General features: G+C 59.8%; 19 protein-coding genes. 15 read left to right on the top strand and 4 right to left on the bottom strand.

Translation table 11 applies throughout. From position 1 onward, the window contains the following. Window positions 1-15: 15 nt before the first annotated feature. The 5 genes from hemA (at window position 16) to ERD78_RS05440 (ending at window position 4,403) form a co-directional block, all read left to right on the top strand. On the top strand, window positions 16-1,290 hold the full coding sequence (gene hemA / locus ERD78_RS05460) for a glutamyl-tRNA reductase (RefSeq protein WP_129968206.1): 1,275 nt from the start codon (window positions 16-18) through the stop codon (window positions 1,288-1,290). 151 nt (window positions 1,291-1,441) lie between these two features. Next, window positions 1,442-2,521, top strand: coding sequence for a peptide chain release factor 1 (prfA, locus tag ERD78_RS05455; protein ID WP_129968205.1), 1,080 nt, complete (start codon window positions 1,442-1,444; stop codon window positions 2,519-2,521). A 5-nt stretch (window positions 2,522-2,526) separates the two neighbouring features. Continuing rightward, window positions 2,527-3,408, top strand: coding sequence for a peptide chain release factor N(5)-glutamine methyltransferase (prmC, locus tag ERD78_RS05450; protein WP_129968204.1), 882 nt, complete (start codon window positions 2,527-2,529; stop codon window positions 3,406-3,408). 72 nt (window positions 3,409-3,480) lie between these two features. Beyond that, window positions 3,481-3,807 carry a Grx4 family monothiol glutaredoxin gene (gene grxD / locus ERD78_RS05445; protein ID WP_129968203.1) on the top strand — a complete coding sequence of 109 codons (327 nt, stop codon included), beginning with the start codon at window positions 3,481-3,483 and terminating at the stop codon, window positions 3,805-3,807. Then, window positions 3,804-4,403, top strand: coding sequence for a UbiX family flavin prenyltransferase (locus ERD78_RS05440; protein WP_129968202.1), 600 nt, complete (start codon window positions 3,804-3,806; stop codon window positions 4,401-4,403). The genes grxD and ERD78_RS05440 overlap by 4 nt, the downstream gene beginning before the upstream one ends. 61 nt (window positions 4,404-4,464) lie before the next feature. Here ERD78_RS05440 and ERD78_RS05435 read toward each other — a convergent pair whose 3' ends face one another. The 3 genes from ERD78_RS05435 to folB all read right to left on the bottom strand — a co-directional run bounded on the left by ERD78_RS05435 (window position 4,465) and on the right by folB (window position 8,561). Then, entirely contained in the window at window positions 4,465-7,110 is a 2,646-nt protein-coding gene (locus ERD78_RS05435; protein ID WP_245152336.1) for a mechanosensitive ion channel domain-containing protein, read from the bottom strand. A gap of 136 nt (window positions 7,111-7,246) precedes the next feature. Next, a complete protein-coding gene (gene ttcA / locus ERD78_RS05430) occupies window positions 7,247-8,209 on the bottom strand; it encodes a tRNA 2-thiocytidine(32) synthetase TtcA (RefSeq protein ID WP_129968201.1) in 963 nt (320 codons plus the stop codon). Continuing rightward, the gene (folB, locus tag ERD78_RS05425; RefSeq protein ID WP_129968200.1) at window positions 8,199-8,561 is read right to left on the bottom strand and encodes a dihydroneopterin aldolase; all 363 of its coding nucleotides are present in this window, start codon (window positions 8,559-8,561) and stop codon (window positions 8,199-8,201) included. The genes ttcA and folB overlap by 11 nt, the downstream gene beginning before the upstream one ends. Before the next feature lie 52 nt (window positions 8,562-8,613). Between folB and ERD78_RS05420 the strand changes: the two genes are divergently transcribed. Next, window positions 8,614-9,531, top strand: a complete 918-nt coding sequence (locus ERD78_RS05420) for an NAD(P)/FAD-dependent oxidoreductase (protein WP_129968199.1) — start codon at window positions 8,614-8,616, stop codon at window positions 9,529-9,531. On the opposite strand, the gene ERD78_RS05415 is transcribed toward ERD78_RS05420, so the two are convergent. Further along, on the bottom strand, window positions 9,515-11,290 hold the full coding sequence (locus ERD78_RS05415; protein ID WP_371734562.1) for a M61 family metallopeptidase: 1,776 nt from the start codon (window positions 11,288-11,290) through the stop codon (window positions 9,515-9,517). The genes ERD78_RS05420 and ERD78_RS05415 overlap by 17 nt on opposite strands. A 26-nt stretch (window positions 11,291-11,316) precedes the next feature. Here ERD78_RS05415 and ERD78_RS05410 point away from each other — a divergent pair, with 26 nt between their 5' ends. From ERD78_RS05410 to atpD, 9 genes are all read left to right on the top strand, one after another. Then, a complete protein-coding gene (locus ERD78_RS05410; RefSeq protein WP_129968197.1) occupies window positions 11,317-12,093 on the top strand; it encodes an enoyl-CoA hydratase in 777 nt (258 codons plus the stop codon). Window positions 12,094-12,278: 185 nt separating this feature from the next. After that, the gene (locus tag ERD78_RS05405; protein WP_129968196.1) at window positions 12,279-12,779 is read left to right on the top strand and encodes an ATP synthase subunit I; all 501 of its coding nucleotides are present in this window, start codon (window positions 12,279-12,281) and stop codon (window positions 12,777-12,779) included. 65 nt (window positions 12,780-12,844) lie between these two features. Next, window positions 12,845-13,723 carry a F0F1 ATP synthase subunit A gene (gene atpB / locus ERD78_RS05400; RefSeq protein WP_129968195.1) on the top strand — a complete coding sequence of 293 codons (879 nt, stop codon included), beginning with the start codon at window positions 12,845-12,847 and terminating at the stop codon, window positions 13,721-13,723. A 104-nt stretch (window positions 13,724-13,827) separates the two neighbouring features. Next, the gene (gene atpE, locus ERD78_RS05395) at window positions 13,828-14,070 is read left to right on the top strand and encodes a F0F1 ATP synthase subunit C (protein WP_129968194.1); all 243 of its coding nucleotides are present in this window, start codon (window positions 13,828-13,830) and stop codon (window positions 14,068-14,070) included. Window positions 14,071-14,193: 123 nt separating this feature from the next. Next, entirely contained in the window at window positions 14,194-14,664 is a 471-nt protein-coding gene (locus ERD78_RS05390; protein ID WP_129968193.1) for a F0F1 ATP synthase subunit B, read from the top strand. Between the two features lie 14 nt (window positions 14,665-14,678). Next, the gene (locus ERD78_RS05385) at window positions 14,679-15,218 is read left to right on the top strand and encodes a F0F1 ATP synthase subunit delta (RefSeq protein WP_129968192.1); all 540 of its coding nucleotides are present in this window, start codon (window positions 14,679-14,681) and stop codon (window positions 15,216-15,218) included. 35 nt (window positions 15,219-15,253) lie between these two features. Next, window positions 15,254-16,795 carry a F0F1 ATP synthase subunit alpha gene (gene atpA, locus ERD78_RS05380; protein WP_129968191.1) on the top strand — a complete coding sequence of 514 codons (1,542 nt, stop codon included), beginning with the start codon at window positions 15,254-15,256 and terminating at the stop codon, window positions 16,793-16,795. 98 nt (window positions 16,796-16,893) lie between these two features. Further along, on the top strand, window positions 16,894-17,805 hold the full coding sequence (gene atpG / locus ERD78_RS05375; protein WP_129968190.1) for a F0F1 ATP synthase subunit gamma: 912 nt from the start codon (window positions 16,894-16,896) through the stop codon (window positions 17,803-17,805). Window positions 17,806-17,851: 46 nt separating this feature from the next. After that, the gene (atpD, locus tag ERD78_RS05370) at window positions 17,852-19,273 is read left to right on the top strand and encodes a F0F1 ATP synthase subunit beta (protein ID WP_129968189.1); all 1,422 of its coding nucleotides are present in this window, start codon (window positions 17,852-17,854) and stop codon (window positions 19,271-19,273) included. Window position 19,274: the final 1 nt, after the last annotated feature.

The raw sequence follows: 19,274 nt of genomic DNA, 5'->3' as shown, positions 1-19,274 counted from the left end.
TTTGTAACAATATCCATGTCCGTCGACGTTCTTACATTCGGCCTGAATCATACGTCCGCGCCCGTTGCCGTGCGCGAGCGGGTGTCGTTCCCGGGCGATTTGCTCAAGCCGGCGCTGGATGCCTTGCGAGCCACTTTTGGCACATCGGTCAAGGAAGCGGCTATTCTCTCCACCTGTAACCGCACTGAAATCTACTGTGCGGCCGAGCCCCAGGTGCAGGCGCACCTACCGGCGTGGCTTGCCGATTTCAACAGCGTGGAAACCGGCAGCCTGCAGCCGCATCTGTATCAGTATCAACAGAACGAAGCCGTGCGCCATGCATTCCGTGTGGCCAGCGGGCTTGATTCCATGGTGTTGGGTGAGCCCCAGATTCTCGGGCAGATGAAAGATGCCGTCCGAGCGGCGGAGCAGGCCGGCGCCTTGGGCACCTTGCTGCATCAACTGTTTCAGCGCACTTTTTCCGTCGCCAAGGAAGTTCGTTCGCAGACTGCCATCGGCACTCAGTCGGTCTCCATGGCCGCTGCCGCAGTGCGGTTGGCTGAGCGCGTGCTGGGTGATTTGTCCCAGGCCAATATCCTGTTTATCGGTGCCGGCGAAATGATAGAGCTGTGCGCTACGCATTTTGCCGCGGTGCAGCCGCGCAGCATGGTGGTTGCAAACCGTACGCTGGAGCGCGCCGACATTCTTGCAACACGGTTTTCTGCCCAGAGCATGAAGCTGTCGGACATACCCGACAAGCTGGCCGATTTCGATATTATCGTGTCCTGTACGGCCAGTACCTTGCCCATATTGGGCCTGGGCATGGTCGAACGTGTAACGCGGGCGCGCCGCCACAAGCCCATGGTCATGGTCGATCTGGCTGTTCCGCGCGATATTGAAACCGAGGTCGGGCGCCTGGCCGACGTTTATCTGTATTCGGTTGACGACCTGGGGCGTATGGTGCAGACCGGCACCGACGCACGTCGGGCGGCTGTGGTCCAGGCCGAGGCCATCATCGAAACGCGGGTGCAGAATTTCATGCACTGGCTGCAGAACCGCGAGGTCGTGCCCGCCATCATCGATATCCAGCAAGCCGCCGAGCAGGTGCGCGAAAATGAACTTGAGCGTGCCCGTCGCGCGTTGGCGCGTGGCGAATCGCCCGATGCAGTGCTCGAGCAATTGGCCCACGGCCTGACCCAGAAGTATATGCACGGCCCCCTTGCCGCGCTCAATCGCAGCGAAAGCACAGAGCGCCAGCAACTGCTGGCTCTTCTGCCGCGTCTGCTGCCCAGGGTGGATCGCCGGCGTTAGCTGCGCTGGTCCTGTTTCCGCCCCGGCGGACTGTCGTCAGTCCGCATTCTTGAATCTTTCAGCATCCCCCTTCGTCAAGGCCTGGCCCCTAATTTCCCCTTGCGGGTAGCGCCGCCCAGGCCGAAGGCGGGAAGAACCCGGAGAAGCATCAATGAAGTCGTCCATGCGCAGTCGCCTCGAACAACTGGCTCATCGTCTGATCGAAGTGGATGCTCTGCTGGCTGAGCCCGAGATAGCGGGCGATATGGATCGATTCCGCAAGATTTCGCGCGAACGCGCCGAGCTGGAGCCTGTGGTTAATGCCTTCAACGCCTATCGGACAACCGAAGGCGATATGCAGGCGGCTCAGGAAATGATGGTCGATCCCGATATGCGCGACATGGCCGAAGAGGAGCTGCAATTGGGCAAAGCGCGCATCGAAACGCTGGAGTCGGAGCTGCAGGTGCTGCTGTTGCCACGTGATCCGGATGACACCCGGGATGTGTTTCTGGAAATCCGGGCGGGTACGGGCGGCGATGAAAGCGCGCTTTTCTCCGGCGATCTGCTGCGGATGTACACCCGCTACGCTGAACGCAATGGCTGGCGGGTGGAAATCATGTCTGCCAATGAATCCGAGATCGGCGGCTACAGAGAGGTGATCGCCCGGATCGGAGGAGAGGGTGTCTACGGCAGGTTGAAGTTCGAGTCGGGGGCGCACCGTGTACAGCGTGTGCCTGAAACCGAGACGCAGGGCCGCATCCATACCTCCGCGTGCACGGTGGCTATTCTGCCTGAGGCGGATGCACAGAGCGATATTGTCATCAATAGCAATGACCTGCGCATCGATACCTTTCGCGCAAGCGGTGCGGGTGGACAGCACATCAACAAAACAGACTCGGCCGTGCGCATTACCCACTTGCCGACAGGTCTGGTGGTGGAGTGCCAGGACGACCGTTCGCAGCACCGCAACAAGGACAAGGCCATGCAGGTGCTGGCGGCGCGCCTGAAGGACAAGCAGCAGCAGGAGGCGCACGACAAAGAGGCTGCGCAGCGCAAGAGCCTGGTTGGCACAGGCGATCGCTCCGAACGCATACGCACCTACAACTATCCGCAAGGGCGTGTTACCGACCACCGCATCAACCTCACACTCTACAAGCTGAACAACATCATGGATGGCGACCTGGACGAACTGACCGGCGCGCTGATTGCCGAGCATCAGGCCGAGCAGCTGGCAGCGCTGGGGCAGGACTGACCGTAATGTCTGCAAAGGGAGATACCCTGCGCGCGCTCATGCGCGCGTCGGCACTGCCTCGGCTGGAAGCCCAGATGCTATGGCAGCATGTGCTGCAGGTGCCGCGTGCGTGGCTGATCTCCCATGATACCGATCCGCTGCAAGGTGAATGCATAGCGCGCTACCACGCCCTGGAGCAGCGCAGGGTGCGTGGCGAGCCCATGGCCTATATCCTGGGTTCGCGTGAGTTCATGAGCCATGATTTCCTGGTCACGCCCGATGTGCTGATTCCCAGGCCGGATACCGAAATGCTGGTGGAGGCCGCGATACATTTCGTGCAAGAACGCGCATCCCGAACAGGCAGGGATGCGCGTGTGCTGGATCTTGGCACGGGGTCAGGCGCCATTGCCATTTCCATTGCGCTGGCCTGCCCGCGCGCCAGCGTCGTGGCGACAGATCTCAGCGAAGCCGCCCTGTCTGTTGCGCGGCACAATGCGGCGCGTCTGGGTGCGCAGGTCCAGTTGCTGCAAGGCGCCTGGTACGACGCCTTGCCGGCTCGAAGCACGCACCGAAGTACGCATGGCTCGGTGCCGCAGAGCGCGGATTTCGATCTGATTGTTTCCAACCCGCCATATATCGCGGCGCACGACAAGCATCTGCGACAAGGGGATGTCCGCTTCGAGCCCCTTCAGGCATTGACGGATGGCGGAGACGGGCTGGGCGATCTGCGGGCCATAATTGGCGGCGCCGCAGTCTGGCTGCGCCCGGGTGGGCGGTTATACCTGGAGCATGGTTGGGATCAGGCGCAGGCCGTGCGTGATATGCTGGTCTTGGCTGGCTTTGCCGATCTGGTCACGATCCGCGATCTGGCGGGCGTGCAGCGGGTCAGCGGCGGTCTATATAATTGAGTTTTACGCCTTCCCAGCCAAGCCCATGCATGGGTAGGGAAGCACACCTCGAACCACAGATACGAGTAGATCATGAGCGACGTTAAAGAATTCATCCGTGAAACAGTCACCGAGCATCCGGTGGTGCTGTTCATGAAGGGTACGGCCCAGTTTCCACAATGCGGTTTTTCCGGCCGCGCCATCCAGGTGCTCAAGGCCAGTGGCGTCACCAAACTGGTTACGGTCAATGTGCTGGACGACGACGAAGTGCGCCAGGGCATCAAAGACTATTCCAACTGGCCCACCATTCCCCAGCTGTATGTTGCCGGCGAGTTCGTCGGCGGTTCCGACATCATTGCCGAAATGTATGAAAACGGCGAGCTTGCAACCGTGCTGAAAGAGGCTGGGGCGCTTGCGTGAGCCAGCCTCTAAGGCTTGTCGTCGGCATAACGGGAGCAACAGGCGCAGTTTATGCGGTGCGCATGCTGCAGGCTCTGCGTGCCGTGGCCGGCGTCGAGTCGCATCTGGTGGTGTCGCCGCCAGGCGTGCTGAACATCAAGTACGAGCTGGGCATGGACAGGCAGCAGGTTCACGCCCTTGCCGACAAGGTCTACAGCTTTCGGGACATCGGTGCAGCCTTGTCCAGCGGCGGTTTTTCCACGGCAGGCATGGTGATCGCGCCGTGTTCGATGCGCACCTTGGCTGCGGTGGCTCACGGTTTCTCCGACAATCTCATCACGCGCGCTGCTGACGTCACGCTCAAGGAGCGCCGCCGGCTGGTCATGATGGTGCGTGAAACGCCGCTCAATCTGGCGCATTTACGCAACATGACAGCTGTCACTGAAATGGGTGGCGTTATTTTTCCGCCATTGCCCGCCTTTTATCATCATCCCAAGTCGCTGGATGAAATGGTCGATCACACGGTCGCCCGCGTCCTGGAGCTCTTCGATATCCATGTTCCCGGCCCGCATTGGGAGGGCATGGACGCATCTTCCGCGAATACAGGCTCGGCCTGACCTGTAGGTAGGATGCCGCCGCCCCGACAGGGGGGCGGTATCTCGCCAGGAACACCACGTGTCAGGCGGGCTTGGCGCCGGCGTCCGTGGACGATCCATCGTCTGGTGGCAGCTGCGAGGTCGCTTCCGGCCCTTGCTCCGACTTCGTCCCCAGGTTCTGCGGCGTTGCCTGTGGCCGCATGGTCTGGCCCGGAGGCGGTGCCGAGCCGTACACTTCGCGCACTGCATCCACGCCGCGCACATCGATGGGCGCGGCATAACCTGTCTTGTCGCGTCCAAAATGCACCACGGTCTGCGGATAGGGCAGCTCGATGCCGGCGGCGTCGAATCGTGCCTTGACCAGCCGATTGAAACCACGCTGTATGGCCCATTGGTTGCCTGGCGTGGTCTTGATCAGCACGCGTACCGTAAACCCGCGTTCGTTCAAGGCCGTTACGCCTGGAATATCGATATCCGCCAGCACCTCCGGCGCCAGATCGGGGTCTTGCTTCAGGTCGTCAAAGGCCAGGCGCAACTGCTTGATGGCTTCGTCGACGCTTTCGCGATGGGCAATGTTGTACTCGCCGTAATGGTAGCCATAATCGCGTGTATGGTTCGACACTTTGTCGATGACCGAGAATGGAATCAGGTGATAGCCGCCATCCAGCGTCCGGACGACCACCGAGCGTATGGTTATTTTTTCCACCGTGCCGAAGAGGCCAGCCACCTCCACGATATCGTTCTGGTTCATGCCATTTTCAAGCTGGATGAATACGCCGGTAATAACGTCTTGCACCAGTTTCTGCGCGCCAAAGCCTATGGCCAGGCCCGCAATACCCGCGCCGGCGATCAGTGGCCCTATGTCGATGCCGATCTGCGACAGCAGAATGAGTATGGTCATGGTCACGATGACAATGGCCGCAGCGTTTCTGAACAGCATCAGCAGTGTTTTTTCGCGCTCCGTCGCGCGCTTGGGGCCACTGCTGCCCAGACGGTTCTCGATGACGCTTGCCAGCACAGTCCAGGTCAAGGCGGAAAAAGCCAGCACGATCAGCACACGGAACACCAGCGTGACGGCGGCGCGGCCGTTTGCCGATGAAAGCCAGCCGGTCAGGTCGAACGCTTTCCAGGCATCGAGAACGACCAGGGTCACAACGATGAGGATGAGCAGGCGCAGTGTTTTCAGTGTGGCGGGCGTGTAGGAATTGATCCGCATCTCCAGAGACGGAAATGCCTTGGTCCAGCGTGCGGGCAGGGTAATGTGGGCGGAAAGCGAGCGGGTCAGCGCCGCGGCCAGCAGCAGTCCGATGACAATGGCCAGCGCGCTTTGTATGGTGGCCTCCGCCATGAATTCCAGCGCTTCCTGCTGATCAGTCTGGCTCACTACCAGCAACACGGTGAAGTAGGCGATGGCAAGCAGATGCCACAGGCGACCAAACACGCGCGTCAGCGTGCCGAACAACGGAACCGTGGTTCTGTCGGCATGGCGCAGCAGGCCGGCGCGCACTGGCTTGCGATTTTTCCAGACCACGCGAACCGCGTAGACGTAGACGCCTAGCATGATGAGCAGTCCAACAATCTGGGCCACCGACGGTAAAAACATGACGCTGACTACCGGCACCACAACCATCAACGCGTAGCCAACCAGCCCTATCAGACGTGTGAGCCAGTGATTCCAGTAGTTGGCCGCCTCTGGTGACAGAGGAAGCAGGCGCAGATTGTCATAGCGCGTGGCAAAGACGCCGCGCGATACCGCTTTGACTACCTCGATGATGACAAATGCGTTGAGAAACTGTAGTGCAAACACCGCTGAACCGATTTCCTCGGACAAGGTAAGCGCGAAGATGTAGCCCGCCAGCGCCGCCAGCATCGTGGCCGCTATATCGATGGCCAGCGCGGCGATTACGCCCAGCAGCTTGCGGCTAAGCGTGATGTTCCTGAGACGCAGCACGCCTGGGCCCGCCCTGTCTTCCGCGGCAGGGTCCTGCGGCACATTAGCCGGCCTGGCGCTGTCCTTCTTGATCCAGATATTCAATCGCGCGAAACCCGTCTTGGCTATCGCTCGCAGGATGGCATATGCCAGTAGCACGACGATCAGCGTAGCCAAAAGCATCTTCAGGGCCGGGCCTGCCTGTTTGACGGCGCTTCCTGGCACCGCACGTCCGCTGGCGAAAGCACTGATCACATCGATGGTCTGGGAGAAATCTCTTGCGACGCTTGTGGTGAACCCTTCCAGCTGTTGCGCGAGCCGCTTGGACATGGCCATGGCGTTGTCATCGAGCCGGTTTTCCAGCGGCTGTTTCTCCTGTTGCTCGGCTGTCTCGGGCTCCATCGCGCGCAACAGTTCGATGAGCTTGTCGCGTGTCTTGTCATTGGCCAGAAGCTCAGCCAGCGCGGCATACGAGGCGGTTGCCGCGGGCTCTGGCTTGTCCGCTGCAGCGTCTTTGGGTGCGGGCGTGGACGCGGCGCCTTGTTCCGCTCGGGACTGTGTGTCCGGGGATGCGGGGGCTTGTTGTGTGCTGGCGGATTCTGCCTGCTGGGAGTCCGCAGCGGGTGAAGCCGCCTGTTGCGCTGATGTGGAGCGGTCAGTGCTTGCCTGCGGGCTATCCTGCGACTGTGCATGAACAGCCGAGGCCGCCAGCAGGCAGGCCGTCAACGCAAGTATGAATGGCGCGACATGCCATGCCAGGCGTGTGCTCAAAGTTCCGAAGGCCGTATTGCTTTTCACCCGGCTGTCTCCCTTTGACGATGATTCAAAACAAGAAAAGCACGTTATGCGCACGTGCTTTCTTTGGGTAATGCCAAAAGGGTAACATCTGGCTGTATGTCTGTCAGTCGGATGCTGTAACGGACCGTGTTGTGATTTACTGCGGTCGGGCCACGACTTTGGGGGAGAATGGCACTGGCGCCTCCCAGCCGTCCGGGGCAGGCCTTTCGTCGTCGCCCTCATCGCCCTTCATCGACGGCGGGTCCGCAGCCATATTGTCGAAGTCGTCGACGTCAAAGGCCTTGTCGCCTTCTGAAAATGCTTTGCCGTTAGGGCGAATACCCGCAAAATCAAACAGATCGCGGTCCATCAGGTGTGTCGTTACCACCCGGGAGAGCGCGCCGAATACATTCCACGACCTGCCGGGGAAATGGCGGTCCCACTCCTGTATCATCCGGCTTACTTCCTTGCGCTTCAGATTCTCCTGGGATCCGCACAGGTTGCAGGGAATGATGGGAAACTGCTTGTGCTGCGCATAGGCGATGAGGTCTTTCTCGGGCACATAGGCCAGGGGGCGGATGACGATATGCTTGCCGTCGTCCGACATCAGTTTCGGCGGCATGGCTTTCATGCGCCCGCCATAAAACAGGTTAAGAAAAAACGTGCCCAGGATATCGTCGCGATGATGCCCAAGGGCAATCTTGGTGGCACCAAGTTCGCCGGCCACCCGGTACAGGATTCCCCTGCGCAGCCTGGAGCACAGGGAGCACATGGTCTTGCCTTCTGGGATGACCCGCGTGACCACCGAATAGGTGTCCTGGTTCTCGATGTGATAAGGCACGCCCAGTTTCTGGAGGTAGTCGGGCAGGACGTGTTCCGGAAAGCCCGGCTGCTTCTGGTCGAGATTGACAGCGACGATATCAAAGTCGATGGGCGCCCTTGCCTTGAGTGTCATCAGCAGGTCGAGCAGGCTGTAGGAGTCTTTGCCACCCGACAGGCACACCATGACCTTGTCGCCGTTCTCGATCATGTTGAAGTCGGCGATGGCGCGCCCTGTTTCGCGCAGCAGGCGCTTCTCGAGCTTGTTCTGGCTGTAGCGCTGTTTCTGTTCAGCTTGCATTGCGTTGCACCTCGATGCCGACTGCCGCACAGTCCGAGAACGCGGAGGGCTTGCTGATGCGTATCTTCACTTGCCTCACTGCCGGAAACTCGGCCAGAATGCGGGCGACGACACGTTCACATAGCGTTTCAAGCAGATTCACATGCGCGCGCGTGCATTCGTCGACCATGGCGTGCCGGAGCTGGCGATAATCAAGGACAGTCTGGATGTTCTGGTCGTTCACGGGTTCGGTGACATCGACATCGAACTCCGCATCGATATGCAGCGGCTGGGTGGCGCGAAGCTCGTGTTCCAGGATGCCGATGCGCGCATCCAGCGCCAGCTGCGAAAAAAATACGCGACGTGTGGACATGGGGTAGCCTTGTAGAATATCTGGAATTGTAGTTTGGATTTTCTTGGTGCGTATGTCTGAAGGCAATAAAACCTACGACGCGGCCATAGTCGGCGCGGGCCCGGCCGGCGTGTCATGCGCCATATGGTTGGCCCGGCTTGGCTTGGCGCCGATCCTGATCGAAGCGGCGGAAGAGGTCGGCGGGCTATGCCGCAGCCACCCGTTTCGCGACGACTGGAATGCATCGTTGCCTGGCCAGACCGGCCCGCAGGTTGCCGACAACCTTGCCTGCAGCCTGGAACAGGCCGGCGTTCCCGCGCTCTTCTCTCGGCCGGTTGCTGCCGTACGGCAACTCAATGGGCAATTCAAGGTGTTGATGCGGGGAGCGAGCGAGTCCGTGCTGGCGCATCGCCTGGTGCTGGCCACGGGTGTACGCGCGCGGATGCTGCCCTCCAGTCAGAACATGCAAGATGCGGGACAATGGCCGGGGGTACTTACCGGTCCGGGCGCGCACGTCGTGGCGCAGGATTTCCAGGGCAAGCGCGTGGCGGTTCTGGGCGGCGGCGATAACGCCTTTGAAAACGCCCTGTATGTGCGTGAGCGCGGAGCCCGGTCGGTTGAGGTGTTTGCACGCTCCGTCCGCGCCCAGCAACAATTTATTCGGCGGTTTCCGGCGGAGGCAATCTATGTCGGTCGCCACAATATCGACGCGGCGTCCCTGACGGTCAACGGCAGCCGCTACGATCTGCTGCTGGTCTTCTACGGCTGGGAGCCCTGCATTGCCTTTGCGGAATCATTGTCCCTGCGGCGTACCCCGCGCGGCTTTGTTGCCACCGATGCCGCCACGGCGCAAGCCAGCTGTCCGGGGGTGTATGCAATCGGGGAAGTTGCCCAACGCATGCACCCCTGCGTTGTGACAGCCCTGGCCGATGGTGTTACGGCCGCCAAGGCCATACAGGCCGAGGCGGAGCGGGCTACTGCGTCCGCCTGAGCACGCAGTCTGTATTGGCCGGCGCGGCGAGTTCCACCTCATACTGGCGCAGCTCATCTCGCCTGAACACATGCGCAATCACACGGTCGCCAGGCAGCCTTGCGCCGAGCAGGCGATCCAGCGAGGCAGGATCGCTCACGCGCAGTCCATCCAGCGCCACCAGGATGTCTCCGGCTGACAAGCCGGCGCGATGCGCCGCGCCGCCCTCGGAGACACTGGCAAGCACAGTCTGGCCGCGATCTTCCTTCACGCGGGCATCCAAAGATGGCAGGGCTGTCGCCGCCTTCCAGATGAAAGAGATGCCTTGCAGCGGCAGCAGTTTTTCCAGCGGCACATCTTCGCGCCCAAGTACGTGGCGGGAAATGAAGTCGCTGACATCGACGCCGGTGGCTTCCTTGATAAGCCGCGGTACGGCTCTTTCGGGAACGCCAGTGGCGGCGCCGCGATAGAAATCCCGCCCATATCGCTGCCACAGCAGCCGCATGACATCATCGAGGGAACGCTTGCCACCGGTGGCGTGCCGGATGGTGATATCCAATCCCATCGCAACCAATGATCCCTTGGTGTAATAGCTGACCAAGGCATTGGGAGAGTTTTCATCTTGCTTGTAGTATCGGGTCCATGCGTCGAATGAGCTCTCCGCGACGCTCTGTTTCAGCCTTCCCGCGCCTCGGCGCACAGCGCTGATGACTTTGGCCACTGTGCGCAGATAATCGGATTCGTCGATCGTTCCGGACCGCAGCAGCATCAGGTCGTCGTAGTAGGAGGTAAAGCCCTCGAACACCCACAACAGGGAAGTATGATTGGGCCGCCCGAGGTCATACGGAACAAAGGCGGCGGGCTTGATGCGCTTGACATTCCATGTGTGGAAATATTCATGGCTCACCAGCCCGAGAAAATTCTGATAGCCGTCGCCGGCCTCCTCCCGGCCCATCACAGGCAGGTCGCGCCGAGCCGCCATCAGGGCGGTGCTGGCGCGGTGCTCCAAGCCCCCATAGCCTGTGTCGGTTACCATCGTCATGAACACATAGCGGTCGCTGCTGTCCAGAAAGGGCGCCGCCCGCGTTTCCGGCTCGAACAGGGCGATTTGCGCGGCGCATATGTGGCGTACATCCGCTGCGATGCGTTTCAGATCCAGGCTGGGCACCACGCCTGTAAACACTATCTCGTGCTCGGCGCCATGCGCGCGGAATCTTGCGAATTGGGGCGTGCCCATTTCCACGGGATGATCGATAAGCGCATCGTAGTCAGGCGCTCGGTACAGACCGAAGCCGTGGCGGCGTGCGCATTCTGCCTCTCCATGGGCCTCGGGCAGGCTGGTATGGACCCGCCAGTTGCGGGCATGGGGCGGTGGGCACATCATCACATGGCATGGCTGGTTCTCCTGGCCTGCCACGCTCAGATAGATACTGGTGCCATTGAAAAAAGCATGGGTTTCGTCCAGATGCGCGCCCCGCACGGATAGGTCCCAGGCATAGACAATGTATTCAATGGTCAGCGGTCCGTTGCAGGGCGCACACCGCCAGGCGTGATCGGATATCTTGCGGATGGCCACGCGCCGGTTCTGGCTGCGGGCCTGTATGCTTTCAACTTGCCGGGAAAAATCCCGGATGAGATAGCTGCCTGGAATCCACGCGGGCAGGGCCAGAACTTGTCCAGCGGGTGCGGGAGCCTGGATGGACAGCCGGACATGAAAGCGATGCCCGGCGGGATCGGCGGGCGTTACGGTATAAAGTATGGCGTGCTTTTTCATTCTTATATATTAACTTTGACGGAGAGACAGGCATGAGTGAGCCATTGGTTAAAACGGAAGTTCGTGGCCGCGTCGGGCTTCTGACGCTGAACCGGCCCAAGGCGCTCAACGCGCTCAGCAATGAGGTCATTGACGAGCTGGCGCAGGCCATGCGCGGCTTCGATGCGGATGAGAACATCGGCGCCATGGTGCTGACCGGCAGCGAGAAAGCCTTTGCCGCGGGCGCGGATATCGGCGCCATGCAGGGCTGGACCTTCATGGATGTCTACAAGAAGGACTATCTGGGCGGCAACTGGGAGTCATTGAAGCGGATACGCAAGCCCGTGATTGCTGCGGTGTCCGGATATGCGCTGGGCGGCGGGTGCGAGCTGGCCATGGCCTGCGACATCATCATTGCGGCCGACAATGCGCGCTTCGGCCAGCCGGAGATAAAACTCGGTGTCATTCCAGGCTTTGGCGGCACGCAACGGCTTCCGCGTGCCGTTAGCAAGGCCAAGGCCATGGATCTGGTACTCACCGCACGCATGATGGATGCCGAAGAAGCCGAACGGGCGGGGCTGGTGTCTCGCGTGGTACCCGCCAGCCGCCTCATGGAGGAAGCGCTGGATGCAGCGGCCACGATTGCATCCATGTCGCTGCCGTCGGTCATCATGGCCAAGGAGTGCATCAATCAGTCCTACGAAGGAAGCCTTTCCGATGGCATGATGTACGAGCGCCGCAATTTTCACGCGCTTTTTTCCACCGAAGACCAGAAGGAAGGGATGGCGGCGTTCATGGACAAGCGCAAGCCTGAGTTCAAGCATCGCTGACACGAGCAGGAAACTGTTGCAGCCGAACGACATGCCCAACTAAGTGATGTTCGGCTGGTGCTGGCCGTGCCAGGGCGGGCATGCATTTCCCGCATCTGACAATTTGCTTAAGGGTGAAAATAAAGCTACACTCTACGAGTTTGACACCTCGCGGTTTGGAAAGAAGGTTTTAGCAATTGCCGTCAATGGATACCAACGATGTTCACGGCGGTGCAAAACCTGGCAAAACAGGGGAGGCCGGCACCGCAGCGCGGGATTTTGTCGAGGCGACGCCAAGGCGGAAGATCAACCGCGGGCCGGTACGCAGGGCAACATATCATCGTGCAAGCAAGGGGCTCGTCAGGGCGCTGGTCGCTCAGGCGGTCATGCTGGGCATCGCTGTGCTGGTCTGTGGACTTCTGGCCGGGTGGGCCGGGGCTGCTTCAGCTCTGATCGGGGGGTGTGCATACCTGGTACCCAATGCGCTGTTTGCGCTGCGCCTGCTGGCAGGCCTCTGGGGGCCGGTAAAAACCAGCCCTTACACTTTTTTCATGGGCGAGGCCTTCAAGCTGGCCTCGACGATGGTGGTGCTGGGGCTGGTGGGCTGGCAAGGTTCGGGCTGGATTGTATGGCCTGCCGTTGTTGCGGGTCTGTTGTGTGTTTTGAAGGGCTATGTGTTGTTGCTGATTTTTCGCAAACTGCCATAGCCCCTTGGTTTGTATATCGGGCATCTAGCTCTTAGTCTTAGTTAACGGGAAAAGGTTCAATTCAGATGGCTGCCAGCGAAACATCGGCCCAAGCCGAATACATTCAGCATCACCTGGTTCACCTGAATAACATTGGCGCCAAGCAGTCGGTCATTGCCAACTTCGACGTCGTCAACTACGACTCTCTGTTCTGGTCCATCCTTACGGGCGTGATTGTCGTCTTCTTTCTATGGCGCGCCGCCAAGCGGGCGACCACCGGGGTGCCCACGCGCTTCCAGGCTGCAGTCGAATGGCTGGTCGACATGGTCGACGACGAAGCAAAAAGCATTGTGCCCAACGAGGTTTCGCGACGCTTTGTAGCGCCGCTGGCGCTTACGGTTTTCCTTTGGATCATTCTCATGAATGCGCTCGACCTTATTCCGGTCGACATCCTGCCGTGGTTGTTCCGTGTTACCGGCCTGGGCGCACATCATGGCGACATCCTCTACTACCATCGCATTCTTCCCACTGCCGATCTGAACGTACCCATAGGCATGGCGTTTGGCGTCCTGCTGCTCATGTTCTACTACGGCATCAAAATTCATAATCCAGCCGGATTTGTCAAAGGCCTGTTCACCGCGCCCTTCCACGCCCACGGCGTCATGGCGGTGGTCCTTGCCCCGGCCAATTTCTTTCTCAACTGTGTCGAGTACGCCGCCAAGTCGGTGTCGCTGGGCATGCGGTTGTTCGGCAATATGTTTGCCGGCGAACTTATCTTCATGCTGATCGCCCTGCTTGGCGGAGCATGGACGGGCTTTAATGGTGCAAGCTTGAGCTTGGGTATCGGCCACATCCTGGCGGGATCCGTGTGGGCTATCTTCCACATCCTGATCGTGCTGTTGCAGGCCTTTATTTTCATGATGCTGACCCTGGTGTACGTCGGGCAGGCTCACGAAAGCCATTAATGAGTTTCGGACCGGAGGGCTTGCCCGCCGGCCGTGCACAGGATTTCCTGTAAAAGCAGTTTCTTTGACTTTTTGATTACACGGTTATTAACCAAGGAGTTGTCATGACCAACGTTGCTTTCGTTGCTCTTGCTTGCGGTCTTATTATCGGTCTGGGCGCTATCGGTGCTTGCATAGGCATCGGCCTGATGGGGGGCAAATACCTGGAAGCTTCGGCTCGTCAGCCCGAACTCATGAATGCCCTGCAGACCAAGATGTTCCTGCTGGCTGGCCTGATCGACGCCGCGTTCCTGATTGGTGTTGGTATCGCCATGCTGTTCGCGTTCGCCAACCCCTTCGCGGGCTGACAACTCGACTCGCCCAAGCGGGCAAAGTGGCTGCAGGCGGCTTTCATGTGTGAGTCTGCGGCATGTAAATCAAATGTCGGGTAGTCAGTCTGCCCGGCATCAGTGGTTCAAAGGGAAACGACCGTGAACTTAAACGCGACTCTCTTTTTTCAGATGATCGTGTTTTTCGTGCTAGGCTGGTTTACGATGAAATTCATCTGGCCGCCGCTCACGAAAGCAATGGACGACCGGCGCCAGAGGATAGCCGATGGCTTGGCCGCCGCCGACAAGGGCAAGGCCGATCTGGCCCAGGCCCAGGCGCGCATCAGCCTCATCGAAGCTTCCGCGAAAACCGAAAACCATGCCCGCATGGTCGAGGCCGAAAAGCAGGCCGCATCCATCATCGAGCAGGCCCGCCGTGAAGGCGAGGCGGAAAAGGCGCGCATCGTCGCCCAGGCGCAGCAGGACGCTGCCCAGGAAGTCCAGCGCATTCGCGAAAGTCTGCGCAACGACGTGGCAGCGCTTGCAGTCAAGGGCGCAGAGCAGATCCTCCAGAAGGAAGTCGACGCGCAGGTACATGCCAAGCTGCTCGACCAGCTCAAAGCACAACTCTAGACTCAGGGCAAGCCATGGCTGAATTATCGACAATCGCCCGTCCTTACGCCGAAGCGCTGTTTGCTGCGGCGCTCGACGATAAGGCCGGCCTGGATTCCTGGTCGGCATTGGTGTCCGAGCTTGCCCAGATTGCCGGGCAGGACGACGTGCGCGAGGCGCTCACCGACCCGCGGCTCAATGCGGCGCAACGCATCGATCTGTTTTCGGGGCTGGTCAAGTCGCCGCTGTCGGACACGGCGCGCAACTTCGTCTCGCTGCTGGTCGAGAACAACCGCATTCTGCTGCTGCCGGAAATTGCCACGCAATTCGAGGCGCTCAAGAACCAGCGCGAAGGTACTGCCCTGGCGCAGATCACCAGCGCATTCGATCTGTCTGACCAGCAAGTGGCGGAACTCGTCGCCGGGCTGGAAAAGAAGTTTGGCCTCAAACTCAAGCCGGCCGTCACCACGGATCCCGCCCTGATCGGCGGTGTGCGCGTGACTGTCGGCGACCAAGTACTTGATACTTCCGTGCAGGCGCGCTTGACTCGCATGCGCGATGCGCTGGTTGCCTGAAGCGGCCAGTTAAACAGGATTCCAGGAGTCTGAACATGCAACTTAACCCGTCAGAGATCAGCGAACTGCTCAAAAGCCGCATTGAAGGGCTGGGCGCTTCCACCGACGTTCGCACACAAGGCACGGTTGTCTCCGTGACCGACGGTATTACGCGTATTCACGGTCTGTCCGACGTGATGCAGGGCGAAATGCTCGAGTTTCCCAACAACGTTTTCGGCCTCGCACTGAACCTTGAGCGCGACTCCGTCGGCGCGGTTATTCTGGGCGACTACACCGGCGTTTCCGAAGGCGATTCGGTCAAGACCACCGGCCGTATTCTCGAAGTGCCCGTTGGGCCGGAACTGCGTGGCCGTGTGGTCGATGCGCTGGGCAACCCCATCGACGGCAAGGGTCCCATCAACGCCAAGGCCTCCGATATCATTGAAAAGGTCGCGCCAGGCGTTATCGCGCGTCAATCTGTTACGCAGCCGCTGCAAACCGGCATCAAGGCCATCGACTCCATGGTCCCCATTGGCCGGGGCCAGCGCGAGCTCATCATTGGCGACCGCCAGACCGGCAAGACCGCCGTGGCCGTCGACACGATCATCGCCCAGAAAGGCCAGGATGTCACCTGCGTGTACGTGGCCATCGGGCAGAAGGCTTCCACCATCAACAACGTGGTACGCAAGCTCGAAGAATTCGGCGCCCTCGAATACACCATCGTCGTGGCCGCCGCGGCGTCCGAATCGGCAGCAATGCAGTATCTGGCCGCCTATTCCGGCTGCACCATGGGCGAATATTTCCGCGATCGTGGTCAGGACGCACTCATCATCTATGACGATCTTACCAAGCAGGCCTGGGCTTATCGCCAAGTATCGCTGCTTCTGCGCCGCCCGCCTGGTCGTGAAGCCTATCCCGGCGACGTGTTCTATTTGCACTCGCGCCTCCTGGAGCGGGCTGCCCGCGTCAATGAGCACTACGTCGAAACGTTTACCAAGGGTGAGGTCAAGGGCCAAACAGGCTCGTTGACTGCATTGCCCATCATTGAAACCCAGGCCGGCGACGTGTCCGCCTTCGTGCCCACCAACGTCATTTCCATTACCGACGGGCAAATCTTCCTGGAAACCGACTTGTTCAACGCAGGTATCCGGCCCGCCATCAACGCGGGTATTTCGGTATCGCGTGTGGGCGGTTCCGCGCAGACCAAGGTCATCAAGAAGCTGTCCGGCGGTATTCGTACCGACCTGGCCCAGTATCGTGAACTGGCTGCGTTTGCGCAGTTTGCTTCCGACCTGGATGACGCCACGCGCCGTCAGCTCGAACGAGGCAAGCGAGTGGTCGAGCTGCTCAAGCAGGCTCAGTATCAACCCAACGCTGTCTGGGAACAGGCCGTTTCGCTGTTCGCGGTGAACAACGGCTACCTGGACGATCTCGAAGTCGAGCAGATCCTGCCGTTCGAGAAAGCGCTGCGGGATCATCTGCGCACCAAGCAAGAAGCACTTGTTCAGCGTATCCAGGACAAGAAGGAACTGTCCAAGGAAGACGAGGGCGAACTGATTGCCGCCATTCAAGAGTTCAAGAAACACGGTACTTTTTGAGTGACAGGCACGGAAGCAAGGGCAGTCGCCTGAGCATCCCGATGCAAGGCATGGCAGGTCAGCCTGCCATGCCATAAACGCCCTTTCAGGAAAGAGCGATGGCCGGAATCAAGGAAATTCGAACCAAGATCAAGAGCGTGCAAAACACGAGCAAGATCACCAAAGCCATGGAGATGGTGGCGGCATCCAAGATGCGCAAGGCGCAGGACCGGATGCGAGCCGGCCGTCCCTATGCAACCAAGGTGCGCGAAATTGCCGCCCACCTGATGCAGGCAAACCCCGACTATACCCACCCTTACATGATTGAACGCCCTGAGCTGCGTGCGGTGGGTATTATCGTGGTGTCCACCGACAAGGGTTTGTGCGGCGGTTTGAACACCAACATCATGCGACTGGTGCTTGCCCGCATGAAGGAGTTCGAAGGCAAGGGCGCCAAGACGCAATACACCGCATTGGGCAACAAGGGCTTGGGCGTGCTTACGCGTATCCGTGCCAATCTGGTTTCGCAGGAAGTCCAGTTGGGGGATACACCCAATCTCGAGCGCCTCATCGGTGCCGTAAAGGTTCAGCTCGACGACTTTGTTGAAGGCAAGGTCGATGCGGTATACCTGGCAACCAATCGCTTCGTCAATACAATGAGGCAAGAGCCCAGCTTCATTCGCCTTTTGCCCCTGCCTTCCGGCCTGGCTGATCCTTTTCAGCTGGAGTCCGACAATCAGGGTGCCGACGCCAATCAGATTAAGTCTGAGTACGGCTGGGACTACATCTACGAGCCGGATTCCAAGACAGTCATCGACGAGTTGCTGTTGCGTTACGTCGAAGGGTTGGTCTACCAGGCAGTGGCGGAAAACATGGCATCGGAGCAATCGGCGCGCATGGTGGCCATGAAGGCCGCATCCGATAACGCCAAGAAAGTCATCGGCGACCTCGAACTGGTCTACAACAAGACCCGCCAGGCAGCCATTACCAAAGAAATTTCAGAAATCGTGGGGGGAGCCGCCGCTGTCTGACAAGACAGAAAGGCGTCCCGTCAAAGATATTTAGCAAGGACTAGACATGAGCAACGGAACCATCGTTCAGTGCATCGGCGCCGTGGTGGATATTCAGTTCCCCCGCGACTCCATACCGAAAATCTACGACGCGCTTACGCTCGTCGATGAAAGCTCCGCATTCGCCGAGAAAGGCCTGACCTTCGAGGTGCAGCAGCAACTGGGCGATGGCGTGGTGCGTACCATTGCCATGGGCTCCTCTGATGGCCTGCGCCGTGGCATGGCGGTGTCCAATACTGGCGATGCCATTTCCGTGCCGGTGGGTGAAGGCACACTAGGCCGCATCATGGACGTGCTTGGCCGTCCCATCGATGAGCGTGGCCCCATCCAAACGGAAGAAAAGCGCGCCATCCACCAGGACGCGCCTGCATTCGACGAGCTGTCTCCATCGGTGGAACTGCTTGAAACCGGCATCAAGGTTATCGATCTGGTCTGCCCCTTCGCAAAGGGCGGCAAGGTCGGCCTGTTCGGCGGCGCCGGCGTGGGCAAGACGGTCAACATGCTGGAGCTCATCAACAACATCGCCAAGGCGCACAGCGGTTTGTCCGTGTTTGCCGGCGTGGGTGAGCGTACGCGCGAAGGCAACGACTTCTACCATGAAATGGCCGAAGCAGGCGTCATCAAGATGGACAACCTGTCCGAGTCCAAGGTGGCGATGGTTTTCGGCCAGATGAACGAACCTCCCGGCAACCGTCTGCGTGTGGCATTGTCCGGCTTGACCATGGCCGAGAAGTTCCGCGACGAAGGCCGCGACATCCTGTTCTTCGTCGACAACATCTATCGCTACACGCTGGCTGGTACCGAAGTATCCGCACTGCTTGGCCGTATGCCTTCCGCCGTGGGCTACCAGCCGACGCTGGCCGAAGAAATGGGCAAGCTGCAGGAGCGCATCACGTCGACCAAGACGGGCTCGATCACCTCCATCCAGGCAGTGTACGTGCCGGCTGATGACTTGACCGACCCTTCGCCCGCCACCACCTTCCTGCACTTGGACTCCACCGTGGTGCTGTCGCGTGATATCGCCGCGTTGGGTATCTACCCCGCAGTTGACCCGCTCGACTCCACCAGCCGTCAGCTCGATCCCCAAATCGTTGGTGAAGAGCACTACGCGGTTGCTCGTGGCGTTCAGCAAACGCTGCAGCGCTACAAAGAGCTGCGCGACATCATCGCGATTCTGGGCATGGACGAGCTGTCTCCGGAAGACAAGCTGGCAGTTGCCCGCGCACGTAAGATACAGCGCTTCCTCTCGCAGCCTTTCCACGTTGCGGAAGTGTTTACCGGCAGCCCCGGCAAGTATGTGCCACTTGCGGAAACACTGCGTGGCTTTAAGATGATTGTCGACGGCGAGTGCGATGCCTTGCCCGAGCAGGCTTTCTACATGGTTGGCTCCATCGACGAAGCTTTCGAGAAAGCCAAGAAGATCCAATAAG

Origin of the sequence: Allopusillimonas soli (genome assembly GCF_004153445.1) — a bacterium.
GTDB lineage: Bacteria > Pseudomonadota > Gammaproteobacteria > Burkholderiales > Burkholderiaceae_B > Allopusillimonas > Allopusillimonas soli.
This window is presented reverse-complemented; position numbering and strand designations above follow the sequence as displayed.

Bases quoted from the DNA above. Each gene is read 5' to 3' on its own strand.
- hemA (WP_129968206.1), top strand. From the start codon at position 16: ATGTCCGTCGACGTTCTTACATTCGGCCTGAATCATACGTCCGCGCCC.
- prfA (WP_129968205.1), top strand. From the start codon at position 1,442: ATGAAGTCGTCCATGCGCAGTCGCCTCGAACAACTGGCTCATCGTCTG.
- prmC (WP_129968204.1), top strand. From the start codon at position 2,527: ATGTCTGCAAAGGGAGATACCCTGCGCGCGCTCATGCGCGCGTCGGCA.
- grxD (WP_129968203.1), top strand. From the start codon at position 3,481: ATGAGCGACGTTAAAGAATTCATCCGTGAAACAGTCACCGAGCATCCG.
- ttcA (WP_129968201.1), bottom strand. From the start codon at position 8,209: ATGCAAGCTGAACAGAAACAGCGCTACAGCCAGAACAAGCTCGAGAAG.
- folB (WP_129968200.1), bottom strand. From the start codon at position 8,561: ATGTCCACACGTCGCGTATTTTTTTCGCAGCTGGCGCTGGATGCGCGC.
- ERD78_RS05420 (WP_129968199.1), top strand. From the start codon at position 8,614: ATGTCTGAAGGCAATAAAACCTACGACGCGGCCATAGTCGGCGCGGGC.
- ERD78_RS05410 (WP_129968197.1), top strand. From the start codon at position 11,317: ATGAGTGAGCCATTGGTTAAAACGGAAGTTCGTGGCCGCGTCGGGCTT.
- ERD78_RS05405 (WP_129968196.1), top strand. From the start codon at position 12,279: ATGGATACCAACGATGTTCACGGCGGTGCAAAACCTGGCAAAACAGGG.
- atpB (WP_129968195.1), top strand. From the start codon at position 12,845: ATGGCTGCCAGCGAAACATCGGCCCAAGCCGAATACATTCAGCATCAC.
- atpE (WP_129968194.1), top strand. From the start codon at position 13,828: ATGACCAACGTTGCTTTCGTTGCTCTTGCTTGCGGTCTTATTATCGGT.
- ERD78_RS05385 (WP_129968192.1), top strand. From the start codon at position 14,679: ATGGCTGAATTATCGACAATCGCCCGTCCTTACGCCGAAGCGCTGTTT.
- atpA (WP_129968191.1), top strand. From the start codon at position 15,254: ATGCAACTTAACCCGTCAGAGATCAGCGAACTGCTCAAAAGCCGCATT.
- atpG (WP_129968190.1), top strand. From the start codon at position 16,894: ATGGCCGGAATCAAGGAAATTCGAACCAAGATCAAGAGCGTGCAAAAC.
- atpD (WP_129968189.1), top strand. From the start codon at position 17,852: ATGAGCAACGGAACCATCGTTCAGTGCATCGGCGCCGTGGTGGATATT.